The organism is Bradyrhizobium sp. UFLA05-112 (assembly GCF_053572325.1).
Window position 1 is genome coordinate 18081 of record NZ_JBANBK010000081.1, and the last position, 21365, is coordinate 39445.

The 21365-nt window shown below is 63.2% G+C and carries 24 protein-coding genes; 14 read left to right on the forward strand and 10 right to left on the reverse strand.

All coding sequences use genetic code 11. The annotated features are described in order from the left end of the window. Positions 1 to 82: 82 nt before the first annotated feature. Together SO180_RS33430 and SO180_RS33435 are read left to right on the forward strand one after the other, a co-directional pair. Positions 83 to 973 (forward strand): crotonase/enoyl-CoA hydratase family protein, encoded by an 891-nt coding sequence (locus SO180_RS33430; protein ID WP_449383080.1) that lies wholly within the window; start codon positions 83 to 85, stop codon positions 971 to 973. Continuing rightward, positions 970 to 1641: an esterase/lipase family protein gene (locus tag SO180_RS33435; protein ID WP_449383081.1), complete on the forward strand. Its 672-nt coding sequence runs from the start codon at positions 970 to 972 to the stop codon at positions 1639 to 1641. Before SO180_RS33430 ends, SO180_RS33435 begins: the two co-directional genes overlap by 4 nt. 128 nt (positions 1642 to 1769) lie before the next feature. Here SO180_RS33435 and SO180_RS33440 read toward each other — a convergent pair whose 3' ends face one another. Further along, a complete protein-coding gene (locus tag SO180_RS33440; RefSeq protein ID WP_449383082.1) occupies positions 1770 to 2747 on the reverse strand; it encodes an NADPH:quinone oxidoreductase family protein in 978 nt (325 codons plus the stop codon). Then, positions 2747 to 3355 (reverse strand): 2-hydroxychromene-2-carboxylate isomerase, encoded by a 609-nt coding sequence (locus SO180_RS33445; RefSeq protein WP_449383083.1) that lies wholly within the window; start codon positions 3353 to 3355, stop codon positions 2747 to 2749. Before SO180_RS33445 ends, SO180_RS33440 begins: the two co-directional genes overlap by 1 nt. A gap of 129 nt (positions 3356 to 3484) precedes the next feature. On the opposite strand from SO180_RS33445, the gene SO180_RS33450 reads away from it, so the two are divergent. Both SO180_RS33450 and SO180_RS33455 read left to right on the forward strand, forming a co-directional pair. Beyond that, on the forward strand, positions 3485 to 4507 hold the full coding sequence (locus SO180_RS33450; RefSeq protein ID WP_449383101.1) for a methionine synthase: 1023 nt from the start codon (positions 3485 to 3487) through the stop codon (positions 4505 to 4507). Beyond that, the gene (locus SO180_RS33455; RefSeq protein WP_449383084.1) at positions 4504 to 4731 is read left to right on the forward strand and encodes a hypothetical protein; all 228 of its coding nucleotides are present in this window, start codon (positions 4504 to 4506) and stop codon (positions 4729 to 4731) included. The genes SO180_RS33450 and SO180_RS33455 overlap by 4 nt, the downstream gene beginning before the upstream one ends. Here SO180_RS33455 and SO180_RS33460 read toward each other — a convergent pair. The 4 genes from SO180_RS33460 to SO180_RS33475 are packed head-to-tail and all read right to left on the reverse strand — an operon-like array spanning position 4728 to position 7470. Beyond that, positions 4728 to 5345 (reverse strand): hypothetical protein, encoded by a 618-nt coding sequence (locus SO180_RS33460; RefSeq protein ID WP_449383085.1) that lies wholly within the window; start codon positions 5343 to 5345, stop codon positions 4728 to 4730. The two genes, SO180_RS33455 and SO180_RS33460, sit on opposite strands and share 4 nt — an antisense overlap. Further along, the gene (locus SO180_RS33465; RefSeq protein ID WP_449383086.1) at positions 5345 to 6157 is read right to left on the reverse strand and encodes a class II aldolase/adducin family protein; all 813 of its coding nucleotides are present in this window, start codon (positions 6155 to 6157) and stop codon (positions 5345 to 5347) included. The genes SO180_RS33460 and SO180_RS33465 overlap by 1 nt, the downstream gene beginning before the upstream one ends. A 19-nt stretch (positions 6158 to 6176) precedes the next feature. Further along, positions 6177 to 6701, reverse strand: coding sequence for a xanthine phosphoribosyltransferase (gpt, locus tag SO180_RS33470; protein WP_449383087.1), 525 nt, complete (start codon positions 6699 to 6701; stop codon positions 6177 to 6179). Positions 6702 to 6732: 31 nt separating this feature from the next. Further along, positions 6733 to 7470, reverse strand: a complete 738-nt coding sequence (locus tag SO180_RS33475; protein ID WP_449383088.1) for a competence/damage-inducible protein A — start codon at positions 7468 to 7470, stop codon at positions 6733 to 6735. Positions 7471 to 7765: 295 nt separating this feature from the next. Here SO180_RS33475 and SO180_RS33480 point away from each other — a divergent pair, with 295 nt between their 5' ends. From SO180_RS33480 to SO180_RS33500, 5 genes are all read left to right on the forward strand, one after another. Then, positions 7766 to 9184, forward strand: a complete 1419-nt coding sequence (locus SO180_RS33480; protein WP_449383089.1) for a circularly permuted type 2 ATP-grasp protein — start codon at positions 7766 to 7768, stop codon at positions 9182 to 9184. A gap of 5 nt (positions 9185 to 9189) precedes the next feature. Then, positions 9190 to 10134 carry an alpha-E domain-containing protein gene (locus SO180_RS33485; RefSeq protein ID WP_449383090.1) on the forward strand — a complete coding sequence of 315 codons (945 nt, stop codon included), beginning with the start codon at positions 9190 to 9192 and terminating at the stop codon, positions 10132 to 10134. Positions 10135 to 10303: 169 nt separating this feature from the next. Next, positions 10304 to 11146 (forward strand): transglutaminase family protein, encoded by an 843-nt coding sequence (locus SO180_RS33490; protein WP_449383091.1) that lies wholly within the window; start codon positions 10304 to 10306, stop codon positions 11144 to 11146. A gap of 626 nt (positions 11147 to 11772) precedes the next feature. Next, complete coding sequence (locus SO180_RS33495) at positions 11773 to 12126, forward strand: hypothetical protein (protein WP_449383102.1); 354 nt, start codon at positions 11773 to 11775, stop codon at positions 12124 to 12126. Positions 12127 to 12729: 603 nt separating this feature from the next. Next, on the forward strand, positions 12730 to 13329 hold the full coding sequence (locus SO180_RS33500; protein WP_449383092.1) for a DUF6647 family protein: 600 nt from the start codon (positions 12730 to 12732) through the stop codon (positions 13327 to 13329). Positions 13330 to 13714: 385 nt separating this feature from the next. On the opposite strand, the gene SO180_RS33505 is transcribed toward SO180_RS33500, so the two are convergent. After that, the gene (locus tag SO180_RS33505; protein WP_449383093.1) at positions 13715 to 14101 is read right to left on the reverse strand and encodes an SEL1-like repeat protein; all 387 of its coding nucleotides are present in this window, start codon (positions 14099 to 14101) and stop codon (positions 13715 to 13717) included. 159 nt (positions 14102 to 14260) lie between these two features. Between SO180_RS33505 and SO180_RS33510 the strand changes: the two genes are divergently transcribed. Together SO180_RS33510 and SO180_RS33515 are read left to right on the forward strand one after the other, a co-directional pair. Then, positions 14261 to 15019, forward strand: a complete 759-nt coding sequence (locus SO180_RS33510; RefSeq protein WP_449383094.1) for a proteasome-type protease — start codon at positions 14261 to 14263, stop codon at positions 15017 to 15019. 23 nt (positions 15020 to 15042) lie between these two features. Continuing rightward, positions 15043 to 15801 (forward strand): SDR family oxidoreductase, encoded by a 759-nt coding sequence (locus SO180_RS33515; RefSeq protein WP_449383095.1) that lies wholly within the window; start codon positions 15043 to 15045, stop codon positions 15799 to 15801. 105 nt (positions 15802 to 15906) lie between these two features. Here the strand turns inward: SO180_RS33515 and SO180_RS33520 are convergent, their stop codons facing one another. Further along, a complete protein-coding gene (locus tag SO180_RS33520; RefSeq protein ID WP_449383096.1) occupies positions 15907 to 17127 on the reverse strand; it encodes an MFS transporter in 1221 nt (406 codons plus the stop codon). 176 nt (positions 17128 to 17303) lie between these two features. Between SO180_RS33520 and SO180_RS33525 the strand changes: the two genes are divergently transcribed. Beyond that, the gene (locus tag SO180_RS33525) at positions 17304 to 18554 is read left to right on the forward strand and encodes a NupC/NupG family nucleoside CNT transporter (protein WP_449383097.1); all 1251 of its coding nucleotides are present in this window, start codon (positions 17304 to 17306) and stop codon (positions 18552 to 18554) included. 145 nt (positions 18555 to 18699) lie between these two features. Here the strand turns inward: SO180_RS33525 and SO180_RS33530 are convergent, their stop codons facing one another. Then, a complete protein-coding gene (locus SO180_RS33530) occupies positions 18700 to 19233 on the reverse strand; it encodes a cupin domain-containing protein (protein ID WP_449383098.1) in 534 nt (177 codons plus the stop codon). Positions 19234 to 19409: 176 nt separating this feature from the next. Next, complete coding sequence (locus tag SO180_RS33535; RefSeq protein WP_449383099.1) at positions 19410 to 19697, reverse strand: usg protein; 288 nt, start codon at positions 19695 to 19697, stop codon at positions 19410 to 19412. Positions 19698 to 20075: 378 nt separating this feature from the next. Between SO180_RS33535 and groES the strand changes: the two genes are divergently transcribed. Further along, a complete protein-coding gene (gene groES, locus SO180_RS33540; protein ID WP_212407848.1) occupies positions 20076 to 20390 on the forward strand; it encodes a co-chaperone GroES in 315 nt (104 codons plus the stop codon). A 91-nt stretch (positions 20391 to 20481) separates the two neighbouring features. Beyond that, on the forward strand, positions 20482 to 21365 hold an 884-nt coding region (groEL, locus tag SO180_RS33545; RefSeq protein WP_449383100.1), incomplete at its 3' end, for a chaperonin GroEL.

The window sequence follows — 21365 nt, forward strand, 5'->3', positions numbered from 1 at the left end:
ATCCTCTTCAAAAAAGATGGATTGCCGGGCCAAGCCCGGCAATGACAGAATTGCTTCAAGAACATCAAGAGAGGAAACCACCATGGCGTATGAGACGATCAAATACGAGGTCGCCGACGAGATCCTCACCATCACGCTGAACCGGCCGGAGAAGCTCAACGCCTTCAATGCCAAGATGCAGGCGGAGCTGATCGAAGCGTTCGACGCTGCCGACAAGGACGACGGTATCCGCGCCATCATCGTCACCGGCGAAGGCCGTGCCTTCTGCGCCGGTGCCGATCTCTCCTCGGGCGCCGACACCTTTGACCGCGACGCGCGGCGCGGACCGGTGAAGCGGCTTGCGAGCGGCCAGGTCGACTACAGCGATCCGCAGGTGCGCGATGGCGGCGGCCAGGTGACGCTGCGCATCTTCAAGAGCCTCAAACCCGTGATCGCCGCCGTGAACGGCCCTGCGGTCGGCATCGGCGTCACCATGCAGCTTGCGATGGACATACGCATTGCCTCGGAGGCGGCGCGCTTCGGCTTCGTGTTCTCCCAGCGCGGCATCGTGCCTGAGGCGGCGTCGAGCTGGTTCCTGCCGCGCCTCGTCGGCATCTCGCAGGCGCTGGAATGGTGCTATACCGGCCGCGTCTTCCCGGCGCAGGAGGCGCTCGCCGGGCGGCTGGTGAGCAAGGTGGTGCCACCGGATGATCTCCTGCCGACCGCGCGCTCACTGGCAAAGGAGATCGCGGCCAAGACCGCGCCGGTGTCAATCGCGCTGATCCGTCAGATGATGTGGCGCATGATGGGCGCCGACGATCCCATGGAAGCGCACAAGGTCGACAGCCGAGGCATCTATGCCCGCGGCCGCTCCGACGACGTCAAGGAAGGCGTGATGTCGTTCCTGGAGAAGCGCCCCGCGCGGTTCAAGAACAAGGTGTCGAGCGACATGCCGGATTATTTTCCGTGGTGGACGGAGCGTGAGTACAAGTGAGCCCGGGCCCGACGAAGCCGCAAGACGGCGTCGTCCTCCTGCACGGGATCAGCCGGACAGCGCGCTCGTTTCACAAGATGGCGATCGCGATCGAGCGCGCCGGTTATGCAACGCTCAACCTCGACTACGCCAGCCGTCGCAAGGCGCTTCAAGAGCTCGCGGACGACATTCATCCGGCAATCGAATCCTTTGCCGGCTCAGTGAGCGGCGCCGTGCATTTCGTCTGCCACTCCATGGGCGGCCTTCTGGCGCGCGTCTATCTCGCGCGGCACCGGACGAGAAATCTCGGACGCGTCGTGATGCTGGGGACCCCCAATGGCGGCAGCGAGGTCGCCGATCGCCTGATGAGCTCTTTCCCATACCGCGCCTTCTTCGGTCCGGCCGGGCAGCAGCTGGGTACGCATCGCGACGCCGCGACGACAGCGCTCCTGCCGCCAATCAACTATCCCCTCGGCGTTATCGCCGGCGATCGCTCGATCTATCCGGTGGCTGGCGCCGTGCTGCCGCGCCCACATGACGGACGCGTCTCGGTCGCGAACACCGAGGTCGACGGCATGGCCGACCACATGGTGGTGCACGCTTCGCATCCGTGGCTGATGCGAAATGAGGAGGCGATCGCTGCGACCATCGCCTTCCTGCAGAACGGATGCTTCCCGATGCGTCCGTGATCGTAGTTCGAGATCGTAGTTCGAGATCGGAGGGTGGGCAAAGTGAAGCGTGCCCACCTCTTCTGTCGCAATTGTCGAGAGAGATGGTGGGCACGGCGCAAGAGCGCCTTTGCCCACCCTACGCAGCATCAATCCATCACCAGCGCCACGCGGCCGATCGCCTTGCGGTCGATCAGCAATCGCATCGCCTTCGCATAATCCTCCAGCGGCAGACGGTGCGAGACCTTGGGGCGCAGCTTACCTTCCTCCGCCCATGCGAGCAGCGCCTTCAGACGCACCTCGCCCAGCGCCGGATTTTTGCGTACCGCTTCGCCGGCGCGCACGCCCAGCACGCTCGCGCCCTTGATCAGCAGCAGATTTGTTTTCGCCGAGCCGATGCCGCCCGTGAAGCCGATCACCAGAAGCCGCGCGCCCCAGGCAATGCAACGCATCGAGTTCTCGAACACCTCGCCGCCGACCGGATCGAACACGACGTCGGCGCCGCGGCCGTCGGTGATGCGCTTGACGGCATCGCGAAACGGCTCGCGCGCGTAGAGCACGAGATGATCGGCACCCCTCTCCTTCGCAATTGCCAGCTTCTCGTCCGATGACGCGCACGCAATCACCGTCGCGCCCAACATCTTGCCCAGCTCGACGGCAGCGAGCCCCACACCGCCGCCGGCGCCGTGCACGAGCAAGACGTCGCCCGGCTCGACCTTGCCGCGGTCGATCAGCGCGTGATAGGCGGTGCCGTGGCCGGCGAGGAAGGTCGCTGCTTCCGCATAGTCGAAGGTCGACGGCATCGGCGTAAGCTGTGAGCTGGCGACCACGGCTTCGTCGGCATAGGCGCCGTAGCGCATCTTGACGATGACCTTGTCGCCGACGGCAACGCCGCGCGCTGCAGCGCCGACCTCGGTCACATCGCCCGCGGCCTCCACGCCCGGCGTGAACGGCAGCTCGGGCTTGAGCTGATATTCGCCGGCCGCCATCAGAATATCCGGAAAGTTGAGCCCAGCGGCGCGGATCGCAACCCGCACCTCACTTTCCCCAAGCGGCCGCGACGGGAAAGTCTCGAGCCGCAAGCTTTCGGGCGGACCCAGCTCGCGGCAGACGACAGCCCGCACCATCAGGCCGCACTCGCCTTGCGGCGAAGCAGCGCCTCGCGGATCAAAGGCAGCCGGTCATTGCCGAAATACATATCGGTCTTGTCGAGAAAGATGGTCGGCGAGCCGAAGCCACCGCGCGCGACGACCTCTTCCGTATTGGCCTTGAGCTGGTCCTTGACCGCCTGCTCGGAAATGCCGGCGAAGAATTTCTGCGCATCGACGCCGAGCCTGTTGCAGATGTCTGCGAGCACGGCATCCTGCGAGATGTCCTTGTCCGCGCTCCAATAGGTCTCGAACACCGCGGTCGCGAACGGCACCATGTCCGCGGCGAGCCAGATGCAGCCGCGCATTGCCTTCACGCTGTTCACCGGAAACACCGTCGGCGGCATCTTGATCGCGAGCCCCGCGAAGCGCGCCCAGTCGTTGAGGTCCTTCAGCATGTAGCGCGCCTTCAGCGGCACCGGCTTTTCCCGCTGCGCATAGACGCTGGGGTTAACGCTGTTGAAGATGCCGCCGACCAGGATCGGCCGCCAGGCGATCTCGACGCCGAGCTCCCTTGCCAGCGGCTGGATGTTGTGGAAGGCGAGATAGGTCCAAGGGCTGGAGCAGTCGAAGAAGAACTCGATCATGGGGTTTCCTTTGTCTGCATTTTGTTCCCTGTCGAGGCCGCCGGAATATGAGCCGACTTTTGTTGTTCTGTACCTCGACGTTAAGACATGGCAGGAAGGTGCGCAATGACATCAGATCCGGAGGGCGCCATGCTGTTTCCGACCACCATCGCCGGCTCCTTGCCGAAACCGGAATGGCTCGCCGAGCCGAACGTGCTCTGGGCGCCCTGGAAGTCAGAGGGTGACGAGCTCCTGCGCGCCAAGCGCGACGCGACGCTGATCTGGCTGAAGCTGCAGGAAGACGCCGGCATCGACATCGTCACCGAGGGCGAGCAGGCGCGGCAGCACTTCGTGCACGGCTTTCTCGAGAAGATCGAGGGCATCGACTTCGCGCACAAGGTCGAGATGGGAATCCGAAAGGATCGCTACAAGGCGATGGTGCCGCAGGTGGTCGCACCGTTGCAGCTCAAGGATCGCATCCACGCCTTTGAGGCACGTGTCGCGCGAACGCACACGAAAAAGAAGCTGAAATTTACGCTGCCCGGCCCGATGACCATCATCGACACCATTGCCGATCGCTACTACGGCGATCGGGTGAAGATGGCTTTTGCTTTCGCCGATCTCCTGAACGCGGAAGCCAAGGCGTTGCAGGCCGACGGCGTCGATCTCATCCAGTTCGACGAGCCCGCCTTCAACGTCTACATGGACGAGGTCAACGACTGGGGCATCAGGGCGCTGGAGCGCGCCGCCGAGGGCCTCACTTGCACCACCGCCGTGCACATCTGCTACGGCTACGGCATCAAGGCCAATACCGACTGGAAGGAAACGCTAGGCAGCCAATGGCGGCAGTATGAGCAGATCTTCCCGGCGATCGATGCGAGCTCGATCCAGCAGGTCGCGATCGAATGCCGCAATTCCAAGGTGCCGCTCGATCTGCTCGCGCTGCTCAAGCACAAAGTCGTGCAGGCCGGCGTGATCGATGTCGCCAGCGACACGGTCGAGACGGCCGACGACGTCGTGCAGGTGATCGACGCGGTGTCGAAATTCGTGCCCAAGAGCAACATAATCGCCACCACCAATTGCGGCATGGCGCCGATGCGGCGGGAGATCGCGGAAGCCAAGCTGATGGCGCTCGGTGCCGGCGCTGCTCTCGCGCGCGAGAGGCTGGGATGATGCGGCTTGCGTGCAGCGTCGCGTTGCTGGCAGCGCTTGCATTGCCCGCGCACGCGGAGGACCGTTCCGTGCTCGTCAATTGCAGGGCGATGGTGGAGCGCGCCGCGAAGGATGCGAACGCGGCGGTCGGTGCGGAGCTCGCCCGATGCCGCCAAGTGATCCGCGAATGGGCTTTGCGCGATGCGCGGATGACGGTGGATGAACAGGGGCGGCCGCTGCGCTAGGGTGATGCGGTCGCATGCAGCACGGGCTCATAGCCGGCGTGCAGTGTGCGCAGCGTCGACGGCGGCGTCAGCAGCTTTGCTTCGCTGGGCTGACGCTCGACCTCGGTATAGCCCGCCGGCGACCACAGGAGCGCCCTGCCCTGCATCACCAGAAAGCTCTCCCCGCCTTGGCTCACCATCGCGCCGACGGGAAGCTGGTCGAGCGGCATCAGCAGCGCGTGCAGTCGTTTCTGACCGTGATCGAGCCGCTCGTGGTGCAGCACCGTGTCGATGTCGTGCATGCGGACATCATGCACGCGATTGCCTTTCTCCCATGCCGCCCGGAAGCGATTGGCATCGTCGCGGCGGCAATAGAAACAGGGACGATGTCCGGCAGCGAGCGCGGTGGCCTCGTCCAGGAAGAACAGCTCGGTCCAGCTCTGCGTCGCCATCACCTCCCGGCGACGGCCGCGGAATTCGCACGTGCAGGTCAGCCAGGCCGGCGTCGACCAGCGCTTTTTGAGCAGCGTCTTCGTCGCGGGATCATGGATGATGCCACGGTTGCCCGTGAACATGCCGCGATATGGGGTGGCGATGATCTCGCCCGTCGGCATGACGCGGTTTTGCAGCGGCACTATTTTGGTGGCGCCGTGGTGACGCGCATTTTCCACAGGTTCCAGACACGGTCGAGAACCTGCAGATTGATCGCATCGGCCTTGGCGCCCTCCGCTGCCGTCAGATAATTCACCTCGCCGCCAAGCGCGATCGCCTGCGACTGAAGTCGCGCATTGACGTCGGTGTAGTAGGCACGGAAGACCGCGACTTTCACGGACGGGCCGACGGTGGCATCACCATGGCCGCGCATCAGCACCACCGACTTGTCGGCGAGCGCGAGCGCCAGTCCCTTGCCGATGGCCGCATTGCTGACCAGCATATTGGTCTCGCCGAAGTCTTTGCGGATGTCCCATACCGGCGCCCCCGCGGCGAGGAACGCCGCGTTGTGGAAGACCGGCCGCAGCGCAACCTGGCTGATCGTGAACGGGATCACGCCGGGCGAGTGCGTGTGCACGACCGCCATCACGTCGGGACGGGCCTTGTAGATCTCGCTGTGAATGAAGCGCTCCAGGAAGACGCTGCGCCCCTTGGCATCCACGGCATTGCCGTCGAGATCGAACTCCATGATATCGTCGGCGGTGACGAGCGCCGGCGCCAGCGAGCGCGACATCAGGAAGTGATTGGGATCCTTGGGATCACGGGCGCTGACATGGCCGAAGCCGTCGAGCACCCCAAGCTCGGCGAGAACGCGGCTGCCGACCACGATGTCCTCGATCACGGCAGGGTCGAGAGCCGGGGCCTGCCGATCCTGGCACCGCGCCTGAGCTGCGAGCAGCGTCACCGCGAACGCGACGACGAAGCCGAACCATGCCAATCGCGCGCGTCCGGCCATCGTGATCAGCCCCCGTGGCTTACGCCGCGCCGTCGCGGAGCGGCGGGTGATAGGACAGCGCGGTGTCCCAGGGGAAGAAGATCCAGGTGTCCTGCGAGACTTCCGTAATGAAAGTGTCGACCAGCGGACGGCCCATGGGCTTGGCGTAGACGGTGGCGAAATGCGCATCCGGCAGCATCTCGCGGACGAGCTTGCCGGTCTTGCCGGTATCGACGAGGTCGTCGACGATCAGAAGGCCCTTGCCGGTGCCGCCGCCAAGCTTCATCGCCGCATCGGAAATGCCCTTGAGCACCTGGAGGTCGCCCTGCTTGGTGTGGTCGTAGCTGGCGATGCAGACGGTGTCGATCACGCGCACCCCGAGCTCGCGCGCCACGATCGCGGCCGGCACCAGGCCGCCGCGGGTGATCGCGATGACCGCGTGGAACGGGCCGACCTCGTTAAGGCGCCAGGTCAGCGCCCGGCAGTCCCGGTGGAACTGGTCCCACGAAACCGGGAAGGCCTTGCCCGCCCGCTCCTGCGCGCTCAGTTCCGGTGCCTCACTCATCGTCGTCTCCATTCCGCTCACGCGTCTTCTGCTAGCGGCTGACGTTCAATCCTGCCAGCATTTCCTTCACCGCCGCCATCGCTGCCGCCAGCTTTTCCGGATCGCGCGAGCGCACCACCAGATTGGTGTTCGGCTTCTGCTCCTCATCCATGAAGGGATAGCTGCCGATGATGGTGTCGGGATGGTCGCCGGCGATCGTCCGCAAGGGCCCGCCGATGTCGCCCTCCCGCGCATTGGCACGGACCGATTCGGAGAGCATGCGGACGCCCGATTTCAACTTGGGCGAAACGATATCCATCATCGCCTGCATGATCGAGGGCACGCCCGCCATCACGATGACGTTGCCGATCTTGAAGCCGGGGGCGAGAATGGTGGCGCTCTGGATCAGCTCGGCGCCATTGGGGATGCGGGCCATGCGCAGGCGGGCCTCGTTGAGGTCCTGCTCGCTCCAGCGCTCGCGGAAGCGTGCGACCACCTCGGGATGATGGTCGATGCCGACGCCGAAGGCCTTTGCCACGCTGTCGGCGGTGATGTCGTCATGGGTCGGCCCAATTCCGCCGGTGGTGAAGACATAGGTGTAGCGATGCCGCAGTGCATCCAACGCCGCAATGATGTCGGGCTCGTCATCGGAGACGACCCGGACTTCCTTCAGGTCGATGCCGATATTGGTCAGGTATTCGGCGATGAAGCCGATATTCTTGTCCTTGGTCCGGCCGGACAGAATCTCATCCCCAATGACCAGAATGCCCGCCGTGACGATCTCGCTCATAAACCTGTCCCTCACCTGTGGCGCCGACTTTGCCGAGGTAACGCGTTGAAGTCACGCGGTTTTGCTGCTGAAATAAGCAGTCCTCAGCCATTTTTTCAGGCACCTTTCCGGCCGTCCCCGTCAAATGCCCCAAGACTATGCTTCGAAGTCCATGCTTATCGCGCTGGCCCGGCCCTTGCTACTACCGGGGTAAGTCATGCACTCTCGCAAGCATGGCCACAGGACGTTGCGGTCTTCGCCAAGACCTATACGACCTGACCAGTGGCGGAACGCCTGGGGAGAACAGTCGGGATCTATGGCAGTCGCGTTTGACGAAATGAACATTCCAGGCGGGGACCTGCGCCCCGCCTATCAGGAGCTGGCACGCTGGCTCAAGGAGACGCCTCCCGAGGCGCTCGAATATCGACGCCAGGAAGCGGAGCTGTTGTTCCGCCGGATCGGCATCACCTTCGCGGTGTATGGGGATTCCGAGTCCACGGAGCGGCTGATTCCCTTCGACGTGATTCCCAGGATCATATCGGGCAAGGAATGGGCGCTCCTGGAGAAGGGCCTCAAGCAGCGCGTGCGGGCGCTGAACATGTTTCTGCGCGACATCTATCATGGCCGCGATATCCTGCGGGCCGAGGTCGTCCCCGCCGACCTGATCTTCCACAACCCGGTGTTCCGGCCCGAGATGAACGGCCAGCAGGTGCCGCACGACGTCTACGTGCACATCGCCGGCATCGACATCGTCAGGGTCGACGCCAACGACTTCATCGTGCTGGAGGACAATGCGCGCACGCCGTCCGGCGTGTCCTACATGCTGGAAAACCGCGAGATCATGATGCGGCTGTTTCCGGACCTGTTCGCCCGCCACAAGGTGGCGCCGGTCGAGCGCTATCCGGACGAGTTGCTCGCGGCCTTGCGCTCCGTCGCGCCGCTCAGCGCCTCTGCCGAGCCGACGGTCGCCCTGCTCACGCCCGGCGTCTACAACTCCGCCTATTACGAGCACTCCTTCCTCGCCGACAAGCTCGGCATCGAGCTCGTCGAGGGCAGAGATCTCATCGTCAAGAACAACGAAGTGTTCATGCGCACGACGGAAGGGTTGAAACGGGTCGACGTGATCTATCGCCGCGTCGATGACGACTTCCTCGATCCCCTCACCTTCCGTCCCGACTCCGTGCTCGGCGTGCCCGGGCTGATGTCGGCCTATGCGGCCGGCAACATCACGCTCGCCAACGCCGTCGGCACCGGGATCGCCGACGACAAGGCGATCTACTCCTACATGCCGGACATCGTGAAATTCTACCTCGGCGAGGAGCCGATCCTGAAGAACGTGCCGACCTGGCGCTGCCGCGAGCCGAAAGACCTCGCCTATGTGCTCGACAATCTGAGCGAGCTCGTCGTCAAGGAAGTGCACGGCTCCGGCGGCTACGGCATGCTGATCGGCCCCGCGGCGACGAAAGCGACCATCGAGGCCTTCCGCGAGAAGCTCAAGCGCGAGCCCGAAGGTTTCATCGCGCAGCCGACGCTGGCGCTGTCGACCTGCCCGACCTGCACCGCAAGCGGCCTCGCGCCGCGCCATGTGGACTTGCGGCCCTTCGTGCTGACGGGCAGCAAGCGCACCACAATCGTGCCGGGCGGGCTCACCCGCGTGGCGCTGAAGGAGGGCTCCCTGGTCGTGAATTCGAGCCAGGGCGGCGGCACCAAAGACACCTGGATACTGGACGAGTAGAGAGAATGCTGTCGCGTACCGCCGAAAACCTCTACTGGCTCGCCCGTTACGTCGAGCGCGCCGAGTATCTGGCGCGCACCATCGACGCGACGCTGCGCGTCACCGCCCTGCCGGCCACCTATGTCGGCAAGACCAACGAATGGGACTCGGCGCTGCTCACCGCCGGCGTCGCCGCGAGCTTCTATCAGACCTATGAGGAAGCCAACGAGCACAACGTCGTCGACTATCTTTCTTTCTCGGCGACCAACCCGTCCTCGATCAGGAACTGCATCGAGGCGGCGCGGCTCAACTCGCGCTCGGTACGCACCGCGCTCACCAGCGAGATGTGGGACACCATCAACTCGGCCTGGATCGAACTCCAGGCAGTCTGGAGCAAGGGCGCTTCGACGCGCGAGGACCTGGCAAAATTCCTGCGCTTCGTGCAGGAGACCTCGCTGCGCTTCGACGGCTCGGCCTACCGCACCATGCTGCGCAACGACGCCTACTGGTTCTCGCGGCTCGGCCTTCATCTCGAACGCGCCGACAACACCGCGCGCATTCTCGACGTGAAGTACCACGTGCTGCTGCCGGAGGAGGAACATGTCGGCGGCCCGCTCGACTTCTACCAGTGGAGCTCGATCCTCCGCTCGGTGTCGGCGCTCACCGCCTATCACTGGGTCTATCGCGAGACGTTGAAACCCTGGCTGATCGCGGACCTCTTGATCCTCAACGACACGCTGCCGCGGTCACTGGCGAGCTGCTACGGCAATCTCGTGCGCAATCTCGACCAGATCGGCGTCGCCTATGGCCGCCAGGGCCCGGCCCAGCGCCACGCCCGAGGCATCCGCAACCGACTGGAACACTCCAACATGAACGACATTTTCCAGCAAGGTGTGCATGAATTCATTCAGGAATTCATCGCGGACAATTCCAGGCTGGGCGAAATCGTCACGAAGCAGTATTTGATCTGATGTCCCCCGGCTGACGAAATGGGATACCGTCATGGCCGGGCGCGTCCCGGCCATCCACGTTCTTTCTTTCGCTCAGTGAGGAAGGGCGTGGATGCCCGGGTCAAGCCCGGCATGACGAGCTTCTTCGTGGTAGGCAGTCGGGCCTAATCACTAACTGCACTGGTCCACCATGCGCCTGCGAATTCAGCACACCACGACCTATCGCTACGAACCGGCGGCAACGAGCGTGATCCAGATCCTGCGCATGACGCCCGGCAGCCATGACGGGCAATATGTGGCGGAATGGCAGATCGACGTCTCCACCGACACCAAGCTCGACATGCACGAGGACGCCTTCGGCAACGTCACCCACGTGCTGTCCTGTGGTCCCGTCGCCGACATCAAGATCAGCGCCGAGGGCCTGATCGAGACCCACGACACCGGCGGCGTGCTGCGCGGCGCAGACGAGCGCTTTCCGTCGGCGCTTTTTTTGCGTTCGACCGAGCTCACCACGGTCAATCCGGCGATGGCGAGCTTTGCGCGTCAATTGCGCAGCGAAGCCGAGAGCGACACGCTCGGTTTCCTGCACGCGCTGATGTCGGAGGTCAGCGAGCACATGACGTTCGACGAGGACCCGACCAACAGCGGCACCTCGGCGGTCGAGGCGTTCACGCTCAAGCGCGGCGTCTGCCAGGACTACGCGCACATCTTCATCGCCTGCGCACGCACCGCCGGCGTGCCGGCGCGCTTCGTCTCCGGCCATTTCCTGCGCTCCGACGGTACCGTCCACCAGGACGCCGGCCACGCCTGGGCCGAGGCCTTCGTGCCGGATCTCGGCTGGGTCGGCTTCGATCCCGCCAACTGCATCTGTTCCACCGAGGCCCATGTCCGCGTCGCGATCGGGCTCGACTATCTAGGCGCTGCGCCGGTGCGCGGCACCCGCTATGGCGGCGGCGCGGAGACGCTGACAGTCGCGGTGAGGGTGGATCAGGCCGGACGTTCAGGGCAGTCGCAATCGCAGTGGCAGGGATAGTTGTCTAAAGCGCGATGAGATTGGGACGAATCGTCATCGCGCTTTAGGTTGTTGTTTGAGCATGATCTCCGTGCAAACGCGTTCCGCGTTTGTCGCGAGGGAAAACCGCTTCACACTTTTCCGGATCATGCTCTAGCGGTTCGGATATCTAGCTGCCCGGCGCGCTGTACGAGGAGCGCAACTTGGCCGCGTTCTGTCGGACCTGCTTGATCTCGTCCTGCGTGAACAGGCTGTCCACGTCTGAATGAAACTGTCGCTAGTACGATGCCCCGCAGTAGGCATAAATGCCGCCAGTGACCACCGAGATTTCGGCACATCCCGGTAGCGGCTCTCTTGGCAAGATGTGACTAGTCACTTCCAAGTTCATTGATCCACATCAAAGCGCTGGACCATTGGCACAGCGGCATCATGGTGCCGGCGAGATCGCTCAGTTGCGCGCCGGGATTTTGTTGAATGTCACGTTTGCCCTCCCTGCAGCGCCGTGAGTTGATGTGTGAACCTCGCAGCAGCCGGAGCATACTCACATTCGTAGGCGGTAAATTCGCTCGGAGTAGCAGGAGCGCCGCGGACTGATGATGCGCTGGATACCGCTGATCGGCTTTATCGCGCCCTTGGGGCTGTGGCTGATGCCATTACCGACAATGGGGCGCGACCTCGATGCGCGTCATGCGAACTCGCCACTCAAGCCGTGGTTTGACCAACTGAAAAGCCGCAACGGCCTCTGCTGCTCGTCCGCCGACGGCTACGTCGTCGAAGACGCCGACTGGGAAACGAAGAACGGTCACTATCGCGTGCGAGTGCCAAAGAGTCCCGACTCCAAAATCATGGTGTGGGTCGAGGTGCCGGACAATTCCGTCATCAGCGAGCCTAACAAGGCTGAGCGGGCCATGGTCTGGCCTGTCTATTTCGAGGGCGATTCAGACGACGAGGACTACCCCTACATATTCATCCGCTGCTTTATGCCCGGGAGCATGACCTAGATCGGCAGCTCTTACGCCAGGAGGGAATGGATGAGGCGTAGAGTACGTCTGGCCCAGAGCCGAAGAAACTCGAAAAGTTACGCATGTCCGCTGTCACGGGTGGACCGGACTCTCCTGGCGCTGCCCTTGACCGCCGCTTGTGACCGTGAATGGGCCTCGCTTTGCGGTAGAAGCAAGCCCAACTCGCGGGCTCGTCGTTTGACGGAGGCGATGTGACGTCCTAGCTCTCTCGCTATCGCCGGCACAGTTTCCTTCCGATGCGCGAGCTCGATGAGCAGCTTGGTCTCGTCGTCGGCCCATTTGCGGGGTTTTACAGGCTCCATTGCTGTCCTCGCTTCGAGGATCGAAACTTGAACTACATACGACTGTGATTCGGGCGCGATGAAGGCGGACCACCGCTTACGCTTTGCACGAAGCTGGCGTACCTGCCACGTCTCCTTGTGGATGCTGCAACAGTCGGGCCTCTATCGCGGCGTGCAATATCTGGACTGTGAGCGGGTTCACAACAGCGCCGCAGATGACATGCTACGTTTTCGATAATTGCCGGGACTTCTTGAGCATCTCCGTTTTAAGATCGAATAAGCAACCTCTTTGGAGGTTCTCATGTTCAGACAATTCTTTTTGGTCGTAGCCGTTGGTTCTTTAGCGCTACTCGACTCACCCAAAGCCGATTGTCGTGATGATCTGGGGCCTAGCGTCGCCGCCGGGTCATCTTCGGTTCAGCTCCGACTCGATGCAGCTCGATCTGCGGAAGAGCTGTTGGATGAGGTTGCGAGTTGGCTCTCCTCGAATTTCGATCTGCCGGCAATCAAGGATCACCCGGCCATTGAATTCGCCTCGAAAGCAAAACTTGCGACCATGCGCGCTTCGGATCATGCGCATTGGCAGGGTCTCACGCAGGATGAGGGCATCGATCGACTGGCTCAGCGCACGGTTGTCGCGCTTTATGACAACAATTCGAAAACCATCTTCCTTCCGGACGATTGGATTGGAAAATCACCCGCGGACCAGTCGGTCCTGGTTCATGAGATGGTCCATCACCTTCAAAATATGGCCGAGTTCAAGTTTGAATGCCCGATGGCACGAGAGAAGCTAGCCTACCTGGCTCAAGACAAATGGCTGCGGCGGTTCGGAACGAGCCTGGAGAGCGAATTCGACGTCGACATGTTCACGGTGCTGATTTCCTCTGCATGTATGTACTGACCACGATCGTCCCAGCATCGTCTGAAGGGCCAGACTGCGGCTCTCTGTCGAAAGGCGTCGTTTCCAAATAGGTGCCGATTCAAAGTCTCGTCCGTACACGAACACAGTTGCCGCGATGGTCAGATGCTTGGCTGCCCTTGCAATTATTTTGGCGCTCTGGGTGATGGTGCGGGGGCAGCAATATCATTTTGTCCCGCTGCCAACGGGACCCATGCCTGCTGTGCTCATCCCGTGAGGGATCTACCCAATGCGTCGACGAAACACGTCTCGTTTCCGAGAGTGGCCCCAACTCGGACGTCTGATTAGTTCGCTATTGCGCCGCTAATGGGGACATAGCGGACTTCATGCGCGCTCTGACTGCTGCGCGAGTTTATGAGCATACGCCCTAATACTCGCAATTCCTGTAGTCCGATGCTTCGCAGGCCTGCAACATCTCGTTCGCGCGAGCCATGTCTTGCGTCGTCATCGTCGCCGAGACGGTCTTGAGCTCCGCCTTGGCCTTGGCATCGCCGCGGGAGGCAGCGAGGCTCAGCCACATGAAGGCGTGCGCCGAGCTCTTCGCCACGCCCTGCCCGCGCTGATACATCGCGCCCAGCATGCCTTGCGCCTTCGCATTGCCGGCCTTCGCCATGCCGCGGAACACCTGGATCGCCGGGACATAGTCGCCGCGGTTATAGGCGGCCATACCGTCTTCCCATGGGCCGGCCATGGCCGCAGAGCTCGTCATGCCCAGCGCAGCCGCGATCAGGCTGCCGATCACCAGCTTTCTCATCTCCCCCTCCTCATCCCTTCCCCTTGCCTTCTAGCGGGTCGGTACGGCGCGCACCAAGGAAAGGTTTCACGGGGCCGGCGGCCCCGGGGGAAATGGGGTTGGAGGGCCACGCGAAATTGGCTACTAGTCTTGCGCAACTGTTCGCGTTCGAGGACTGAAATGACCTATTGCTGCGGAATCCTGGTTCGGGAAGGTCTGGTCATGATCGCCGACACCCGGACCAATGCGGGGCTGGACAACGTCTCGACCTTCCGCAAGCTGCACATCTTCTCCAAGCCCGGCGACCGCATCATGGCGATTGCGAGCGCCGGCAACCTTGCAATCAGCCAGTCGGTGCTGTCGACGCTCACCGAGGGTCTCGAGGACCCCGACACCGGCGACATCGAAACGCTGATGAACGCGCCGACGATGTTCCAGGCGACGCAGCGTATCGGCCGCGCCATCCGCGCTGTGCATTTGACCGAGGCTGCACCGCTCAAGGCCGAAGACATCAATTTCGACGTCTCGTTCCTGTTCGGCGGCCAGATCAAGGGCTCGCGGATGCGGCTGTTCATGGTCTACCCGGCCGGCAACTTCATCGAATGCACCACCGACACGCCTTACCTGCAGATCGGCGAGCACAAATACGGCAAGCCGGTGCTCGACCGCGCCATGCATTACGACGTCGAGCTCTATGAGGCACTGAAGACCGGCCTGATCTCGATGGATTCGACCATGCGTTCCAACCTCGGCGTGGGGCTCCCGATCGACGTTCTGGTCGCACGCACGGATGTCTGCGAGGCCGATCTCAACCATCGCATCGAGGCGGGCGAGCCCTATTTCCACGACCTGCGCTCGCGCTGGTCGGCGGCCTTACGCGCGGCGCATCAAAACATTCCGCGGCCGCCCTACAAGAACGACAAAGAATCCAAAACCTGACAGAGAAGAAAAGGCAGGAAACGATGAGCGAAGCGAAAAAGATCGCAGTGGTGACCGGCGCCGGCACCGGTGTCGGACGCGCAGCCGCACTGGCGCTGATGAACGCCGGTTTCACTGTGGTGCTGGCCGGCCGCCGGCTCGAGATGCTTGAGGACACCGCAAAGCTTGGACCTGCCGGAAAGAGCCTCTGCGTCTCCGCCGATATGACCAATCCCGGCTCGATCGCCGCGCTGTTCGCCAAGGTCTCGGAGACCTATGGGCGCCTCGATGTGCTCTTCAACAATGCCGGCATGGGCGCCCCTCCGGTGAACTTCGAGGATCTCAGCCTCGAGCAGTGGCAGGCGGTGGTGAACACCAACCTCACCGGCCCATTCCTCTGCACCCAGCACGCCTTCCGCATCATGAAGGACCAGAACCCGCGCGGCGGCCGCATCATCAACAACGGCTCGATCTCCGCGCACGCGCCGCGGCCGTTCTCGGCCGCCTACACCTCGACCAAGCACGCGATCACGGGCCTCACCAGGGCCAGCAACCTCGACGGCCGCGCCTACGACATCGCCGTCGGCCAGGTCGACATCGGCAATGCCGCAACCCCCATGACCGACCGCATGGTCGCCGGCCCCGGCGTGATGCAGCCCGATGGCACGATGAAGCACGAGCCGCGAATGGACGCGAAGGCGGTCGGCGATGCCGTCGCCTACATGGCCGGCCTGCCGCTGGACGCCAACGTGCTGTTCATGACGGTCATGGCGACCAAGATGCCGTTCGTGGGGCGCGGCTAAGTGCTTTCGCTCTCCCCGCTTGCGGGGAGAGCGTCGGGCTCTGCCCAAAAAAAACGAAAAACAACCCCATGCACAGTAGGCGTGGCCGCCGCCAGAGGTATTATTTTACTCCAGCCGCTCCACCTTTCGCAGGCCCGGAAACAGCTTCATCCACAACAGCGCGACCGCGATGGTGCCGATGCCGCCCAGCACGGCGGCCGGCATGGCGCCGAACAGCGCCGCAGTGAGCCCGCTCTCGAACTGCCCGAGCTGGTTCGAGGCGTTGATGAAAAGGAAGTTGACCGCGCCGACGCGGCCACGCATCTCGTCTGGCGTCGAGAGCTGCACCAGCGAGAAACGGATCACGACACTGATCGTATCGGCGGCGCCCAACACCGCGAGCGCCAGCACCGACAGCCACATCCACTGCGACAGCGCAAACACCACGGTGGCGATGCCGAACACGATCACGGCCTGAAACATCCTGATGCCGACGTGGCGCGAAATGGCATGGCGCGCCAGCACCATGGTCATCAAGAGCGCACCGACCGCAGGCGCGGCGCGCAGGACGCCGAGACCAAGAGGGCCGGTCTGGAGAATATCGCGGGCATAGATCGGCAACAGCGCGGTGACGCCGCCAAACAGCACCGCGAACAGGTCGAGCGAGATAGTGCCGAGGATCGCCGGATTGCCGCGGATGAAGCGGACGCCCGCGTAGATGTCGTCGTCCGCGGCGTCCTTGGCGATCGCCTGCGGGCCCGGCTGGATCATGCCCGTGAAGATCATGCCAAGAATCCAGAACACCACCATCACGCCATAGGCGAAGTGCGGCGCGACCGCGTAGGCGAAGCCGCCGAGCGCCGGCCCGGTGATGGTCGCGACCTGCGCCGCGCCGCTGGCAATCGCAGTTGCCCGCTGGAGCGAGCCCTGCGGTGCGATCAACGGCAGCAGCGCCGCGGTGGTCGGACTTTCGAACGCGCCGGCGATGCCGAGCGCGAAGGTGGCGACGAAGATCTGCACCTCGCCGATGGCGCCAAGATAGGTGGTCGCGGCGAGATAGAGCGCGGTCGCGGCTTCCGCGAGCTGGCAGAGCTGGACGACGCGCTTGCGCTCGAAGCGGTCGGCGGCGTGGCCTGCGACGAACACCAGCAGCGCTGTGGGGAGGAACTGCACCAGCCCAACCATGCCCAGCGCGAAGGCGCTTCCCGTGAGATCGTAGATTTGCCAACCGATCGCGACCGCCGCGATCTGGCTGGAAAAGCGCGACAGGCTGCGCGAGAGCAGAAAAAACAGGAATGGCGGGTGCTTGAGGAGTTCGCCGGCACTGACCGGCGGGTTCGCGGACATTGGCTGCTCTTGAAGCTGCTCTCTTTCGGCGAGGCCCGTGGCCGCGCGCGAATGGTGTTGACGCTGAGCCGTGACTGAGGCCGGAAGTCTTGTCAACAGCCGGTCGAGCCCGGTGCGCCCCGGCATTGCCTTTGCATCGGCCCGGCTGCCATAATCATTGCGGGATTGGGGACATCATGCTGCGACTGCAATCAGCACTCGGCATTTTCGCATTGCTGTTGATCGCCTGGGCGCTGGCGGAGAACCGTCGCGCGGTCTCGCTGCGTCAGGCGGGAATCAGCCTCGTCGTCACCTTCCTCACTGCGATCGTCCTGCTCAAGCTGCCGTTCGTCGCGCATGCCTTCGGCGCCATCAACGACGCGGTCGGCGCGATTTCGGCGGCCTCGCGCGCCGGCACGTCGTTCGTGTTCGGCTATGTCGGCGGCGGCCCCCTGCCCTACGACCTCAAGGCACCCGGTGCCGATTTCATCCTTGCCTTCCAGGCGCTGCCGATCGTGCTGGTGATGAGCGTGCTGACGACGCTGCTGTTCTATTGGCGCGTGCTGCCCCCGATCGTTCGCGGCATGGCGTGGTTGCTCGAGCGCACCCTGGGCGTCGGCGGCGCGGTCGGACTGTCGACCGCGGCGAACATCTTCCTCGGCATGGTGGAAGCGCCGCTGTTCGTGCGGCCGTACCTGGTGCAGATGACCCGCAGCGAATTGTTCCTGGTGATGACCGGCGGCATGGCCGGCATTGCCGGCACGGTGCTGGTGCTCTACGCGACGCTGCTTGCGCCGCTGATCCCGGATGCGGCCGCGCATTTCGTCATCGCCTCGGTGCTCGGCGCGCCGGCGGCGATCCTGATCAGCCTGATCATGGTGCCGGAGACCAGCGACCGGCTCACCGGTGGCTCGCTGGAAGACCCTGACATGCACGCCTCCGGCACGATGGATGCGATCGTCAAGGGCACCTCCGCAGGGCTCGAGTTGCTGCTCAACATCGTCGCCATGCTGATCGTGCTGGTGGCGCTGGTTTATCTGGTCAACGCGGTGCTCGGGCTGCTGCCGAACATCGGCGGCACCGCAATCTCGCTGCAACGATTGCTCGGACTCGTGATGGCGCCGGTATGCTGGCTGATGGGGCTGCCGTGGGATCAGGCCGTCACGGCCGGCAGCCTGATGGGCACCAAGACGGTGCTCAACGAGCTGATCGCCTATGTCGATCTGTCAAAGCTCGCCCCCGACGCACTCGATGCGCGCTCGCGCCTGATCATGCTCTACGCGATGTGCGGCTTCGCCAATTTCGCGAGCCTCGGCATCATGATCGGCGGCCTCGGCGTCATGGCTCCGGACCGGCGCGATGAGATCAACGCGCTCGGGCTGAAGTCGATCGTGTCGGGGACGCTGACGACGTGTTTGATAGGCGCGATCGTGGGGGTGTTGACGTAGGCACCGTCATTGCGCGGAGCCACCCGGTCCCGCCTCCGGCGGGCCGGATGACAGGCTCCGCGACGAACCGATCCAGAGTGCATCCGCGGAGACATTTCTGGATTGCTTCGCTTCGCTCGCAATGACGGCGGAATTCCTAGCACGCTTACGCCGTGATCTCGACCGTCTTGAACTCGGCCGGCAGGATGATCTCCAGCAGTTCGACGTCGTCGGAATAGTCGAGGATCATGTGCTTGATCTTCGGCGGCTGGGTCCAGGCGCTGCCTTGCTTCATCAGCGTCTCGCCCTGGCCGTCCAGGTAGGTCTTCACCCAGCCCTTGAGCACGTAGACCATCTGGAATTCGACGTCGTGATAGTGGAGCTTTGACACCTCGGCCGGATTGCAAGGCGGCAGCAGGCGGATGACGTGGGCTTGGGCGAGACCGTGCGTTGCCGCAGCAATGCCGAGATCGCGGTACTGCGCGTAGGCGCGCAGGCCGTCGGCTTTGAAATCCTCCTCACGATGATGGCTGACGGCGATGTGCTGCTTGGGCCGGGTGCGCGTTTTGGCTGGCGTTGTGCGAGCTTTCGTCTTCACCGCTTTGCGTGCTGACGACCGCGCGGCGACCTTGTGGCCGTGCCACTTCTTTTTCACCGCTGATTGCGCCGCGCTGCGCGAGGTCACCTTCCGCTTGGCCATTGTCTCCTCCCGTTCTTGTTCTGGAGGCAAAAGCTAGCACAGAATTTCGAAATCGTAGGGTGAGCAAAGCGAAGCGTGCCCACCGCTCACGAGCGCAACCGCGGAGTGATGGTGGGCACGGCGCATTCGCGCCTTTGCACACCCTACAGCTCCGACCTACAACTCTGCGGCGCCGTTCAGTTCAGCCTGAACACGCCGTCGACCGCGCGCAGTTCGGCGGGCTTGATCAGCTTGGAGTGCGCCACCGTCACCGAATAGAGCGGACCGTCGAGCTTCTCCTCCCAGAAGGCGAGGAAATCCGTCAGCGCCGGGAATTTCGGGAACAGATCGTAGTTCTGCCAGATGTAGGTCTGGAGCAGCGAGGGATGATCCGGCATCCGATACAGAATCTGCGCCGTCGTCAGCCCGTAACCCAGCAATTGTCTCCGGAAGTCGTCGGAAACACCCCCAACCCGCAAGCCCATGCCAGCCTCCTTTGCAGGAGCGCATATTCAAGGGGTGGCTTACTCGGACTGCCCCAAAGAGCCACCCGGTGGAGATGCGCTCACATGAGAGAAATGTGACGCATGCTGCCAACCGATCTCAAGCCCAAAAGTTTGACAAGTTGTTGAAATTCAATGCTTTAGCAGCAGATCGCGATGCCTGCTAATAGCCGGGCGGGCCCGGTTAACGATGGAAAATGATTTTGGCAGACAGGCCTTCTGAGTGCTGATTTTTCTGCTAGAAGCCCTTGCTCCCGTAAAAAACCTGTCCTATCTCCATTTCGCCTGCGTAGCACTCGCGGGCATCGACTGCTAACAACCCAAAAATCTCCATCTCGTGCAAATGCTTAGGAGGACTGCATGAAATTCCGTCCGCTTCACGACCGCGTCGTGGTCAAGCGCATCGACGCAGAAGAGAAGACCGCTGGCGGCATCATCATTCCCGATACGGCCAAGGAAAAGCCCTCCCAGGGCGAAGTGATCGCCGTCGGCCCCGGCGGCCGCGACGAGAGCGGCAAGCTGATCCCGATCGACGTCCAGGTCGGCGACCGCGTGCTGTTCGGCAAGTGGTCGGGCACCGAGGTCAAGATCGACGGCCAGGACCTGTTGATCATGAAGGAAAGCGACATCATGGGCGTGCTCGAAGCTCCCGCTTCGAAGAAGAAGGCCGCCTAATTCAACCGCTCGCACCGCTCACCCCTGAGGAGCGCCTGCCGGGCGCCTCGCCAAGGGTGAGATGAGACCAAGACAACTCAGGGAAACCAATATGTCAGCCAAAGAAGTGAAATTCGGCGTTGACGCCCGCGACCGCATGCTGCGCGGCGTCGACATCCTCGCCAACGCCGTGAAGGTCACGCTCGGCCCGAAGGGCCGCAACGTCGTCCTCGACAAGTCGTTCGGCGCCCCCCGCATCACCAAGGACGGCGTCACCGTCGCCAAGGAGATCGAGCTCGACGACAAGTTCGAGAACATGGGCGCCCAGATGGTGCGCGAAGTCGCCTCCAAGTCCGCTGATGCGGCCGGTGACGGCACCACCACCGCGACCGTGCTCGCGGCTGCGATCGTCCGTGAAGGCGCCAAGGCGGTTGCCGCCGGCATGAACCCGATGGACCTCAAGCGCGGTATCGACCTCGCCGTCGACGCCGTTGTCGCGGACCTCCAGAAGAACTCCAAGAAGGTCACCTCCAACGAAGAGATCGCCCAGGTCGGCACGATTTCGGCCAACGGCGACGCGGAGATCGGCAAGTTCCTCGCCGACGCCATGAAGAAGGTCGGCAACGAGGGTGTCATCACCGTCGAGGAAGCGAAGTCGCTCGAGACCGAGCTCGACGTCGTCGAGGGCATGCAATTCGACCGCGGCTACATCTCGCCCTACTTCGTCACCAACGCCGACAAGATGCGCGTTGAAATGGACGACGCCTACATCCTCATCAACGAGAAGAAGCTCTCCTCGCTGAACGAGCTGCTGCCGCTGCTCGAGGCCGTGGTGCAGACCGGCAAGCCGCTGATCATCGTCGCCGAGGACGTCGAGGGCGAGGCGCTCGCCACGCTCGTCGTGAACCGTCTGCGCGGCGGCCTGAAGGTCGCGGCCGTCAAGGCTCCGGGCTTCGGCGATCGCCGCAAGGCCATGCTGCAGGACATCGCGATCCT

Coding starts and splice junctions, on each gene's coding strand:
- SO180_RS33430 (WP_449383080.1), top strand. CDS start 83: ATGGCGTATGAGACGATCAAATACGAGGTCGCCGACGAGATCCTCACC.
- SO180_RS33440 (WP_449383082.1), bottom strand. CDS start 2,747: ATGGTGCGGGCTGTCGTCTGCCGCGAGCTGGGTCCGCCCGAAAGCTTG.
- SO180_RS33445 (WP_449383083.1), bottom strand. CDS start 3,355: ATGATCGAGTTCTTCTTCGACTGCTCCAGCCCTTGGACCTATCTCGCC.
- SO180_RS33450 (WP_449383101.1), top strand. CDS start 3,485: ATGCTGTTTCCGACCACCATCGCCGGCTCCTTGCCGAAACCGGAATGG.
- SO180_RS33455 (WP_449383084.1), top strand. CDS start 4,504: ATGATGCGGCTTGCGTGCAGCGTCGCGTTGCTGGCAGCGCTTGCATTG.
- SO180_RS33465 (WP_449383086.1), bottom strand. CDS start 6,157: ATGGCCGGACGCGCGCGATTGGCATGGTTCGGCTTCGTCGTCGCGTTC.
- gpt (WP_449383087.1), bottom strand. CDS start 6,701: ATGAGTGAGGCACCGGAACTGAGCGCGCAGGAGCGGGCGGGCAAGGCC.
- SO180_RS33475 (WP_449383088.1), bottom strand. CDS start 7,470: ATGAGCGAGATCGTCACGGCGGGCATTCTGGTCATTGGGGATGAGATT.
- SO180_RS33480 (WP_449383089.1), top strand. CDS start 7,766: ATGGCAGTCGCGTTTGACGAAATGAACATTCCAGGCGGGGACCTGCGC.
- SO180_RS33485 (WP_449383090.1), top strand. CDS start 9,190: ATGCTGTCGCGTACCGCCGAAAACCTCTACTGGCTCGCCCGTTACGTC.
- SO180_RS33490 (WP_449383091.1), top strand. CDS start 10,304: ATGCGCCTGCGAATTCAGCACACCACGACCTATCGCTACGAACCGGCG.
- SO180_RS33495 (WP_449383102.1), top strand. CDS start 11,773: ATGCCATTACCGACAATGGGGCGCGACCTCGATGCGCGTCATGCGAAC.
- SO180_RS33500 (WP_449383092.1), top strand. CDS start 12,730: ATGTTCAGACAATTCTTTTTGGTCGTAGCCGTTGGTTCTTTAGCGCTA.
- SO180_RS33505 (WP_449383093.1), bottom strand. CDS start 14,101: ATGAGAAAGCTGGTGATCGGCAGCCTGATCGCGGCTGCGCTGGGCATG.
- SO180_RS33510 (WP_449383094.1), top strand. CDS start 14,261: ATGACCTATTGCTGCGGAATCCTGGTTCGGGAAGGTCTGGTCATGATC.
- SO180_RS33515 (WP_449383095.1), top strand. CDS start 15,043: ATGAGCGAAGCGAAAAAGATCGCAGTGGTGACCGGCGCCGGCACCGGT.
- SO180_RS33520 (WP_449383096.1), bottom strand. CDS start 17,127: ATGTCCGCGAACCCGCCGGTCAGTGCCGGCGAACTCCTCAAGCACCCG.
- SO180_RS33525 (WP_449383097.1), top strand. CDS start 17,304: ATGCTGCGACTGCAATCAGCACTCGGCATTTTCGCATTGCTGTTGATC.
- SO180_RS33530 (WP_449383098.1), bottom strand. CDS start 19,233: ATGGCCAAGCGGAAGGTGACCTCGCGCAGCGCGGCGCAATCAGCGGTG.
- SO180_RS33535 (WP_449383099.1), bottom strand. CDS start 19,697: ATGGGCTTGCGGGTTGGGGGTGTTTCCGACGACTTCCGGAGACAATTG.
- groES (WP_212407848.1), top strand. CDS start 20,076: ATGAAATTCCGTCCGCTTCACGACCGCGTCGTGGTCAAGCGCATCGAC.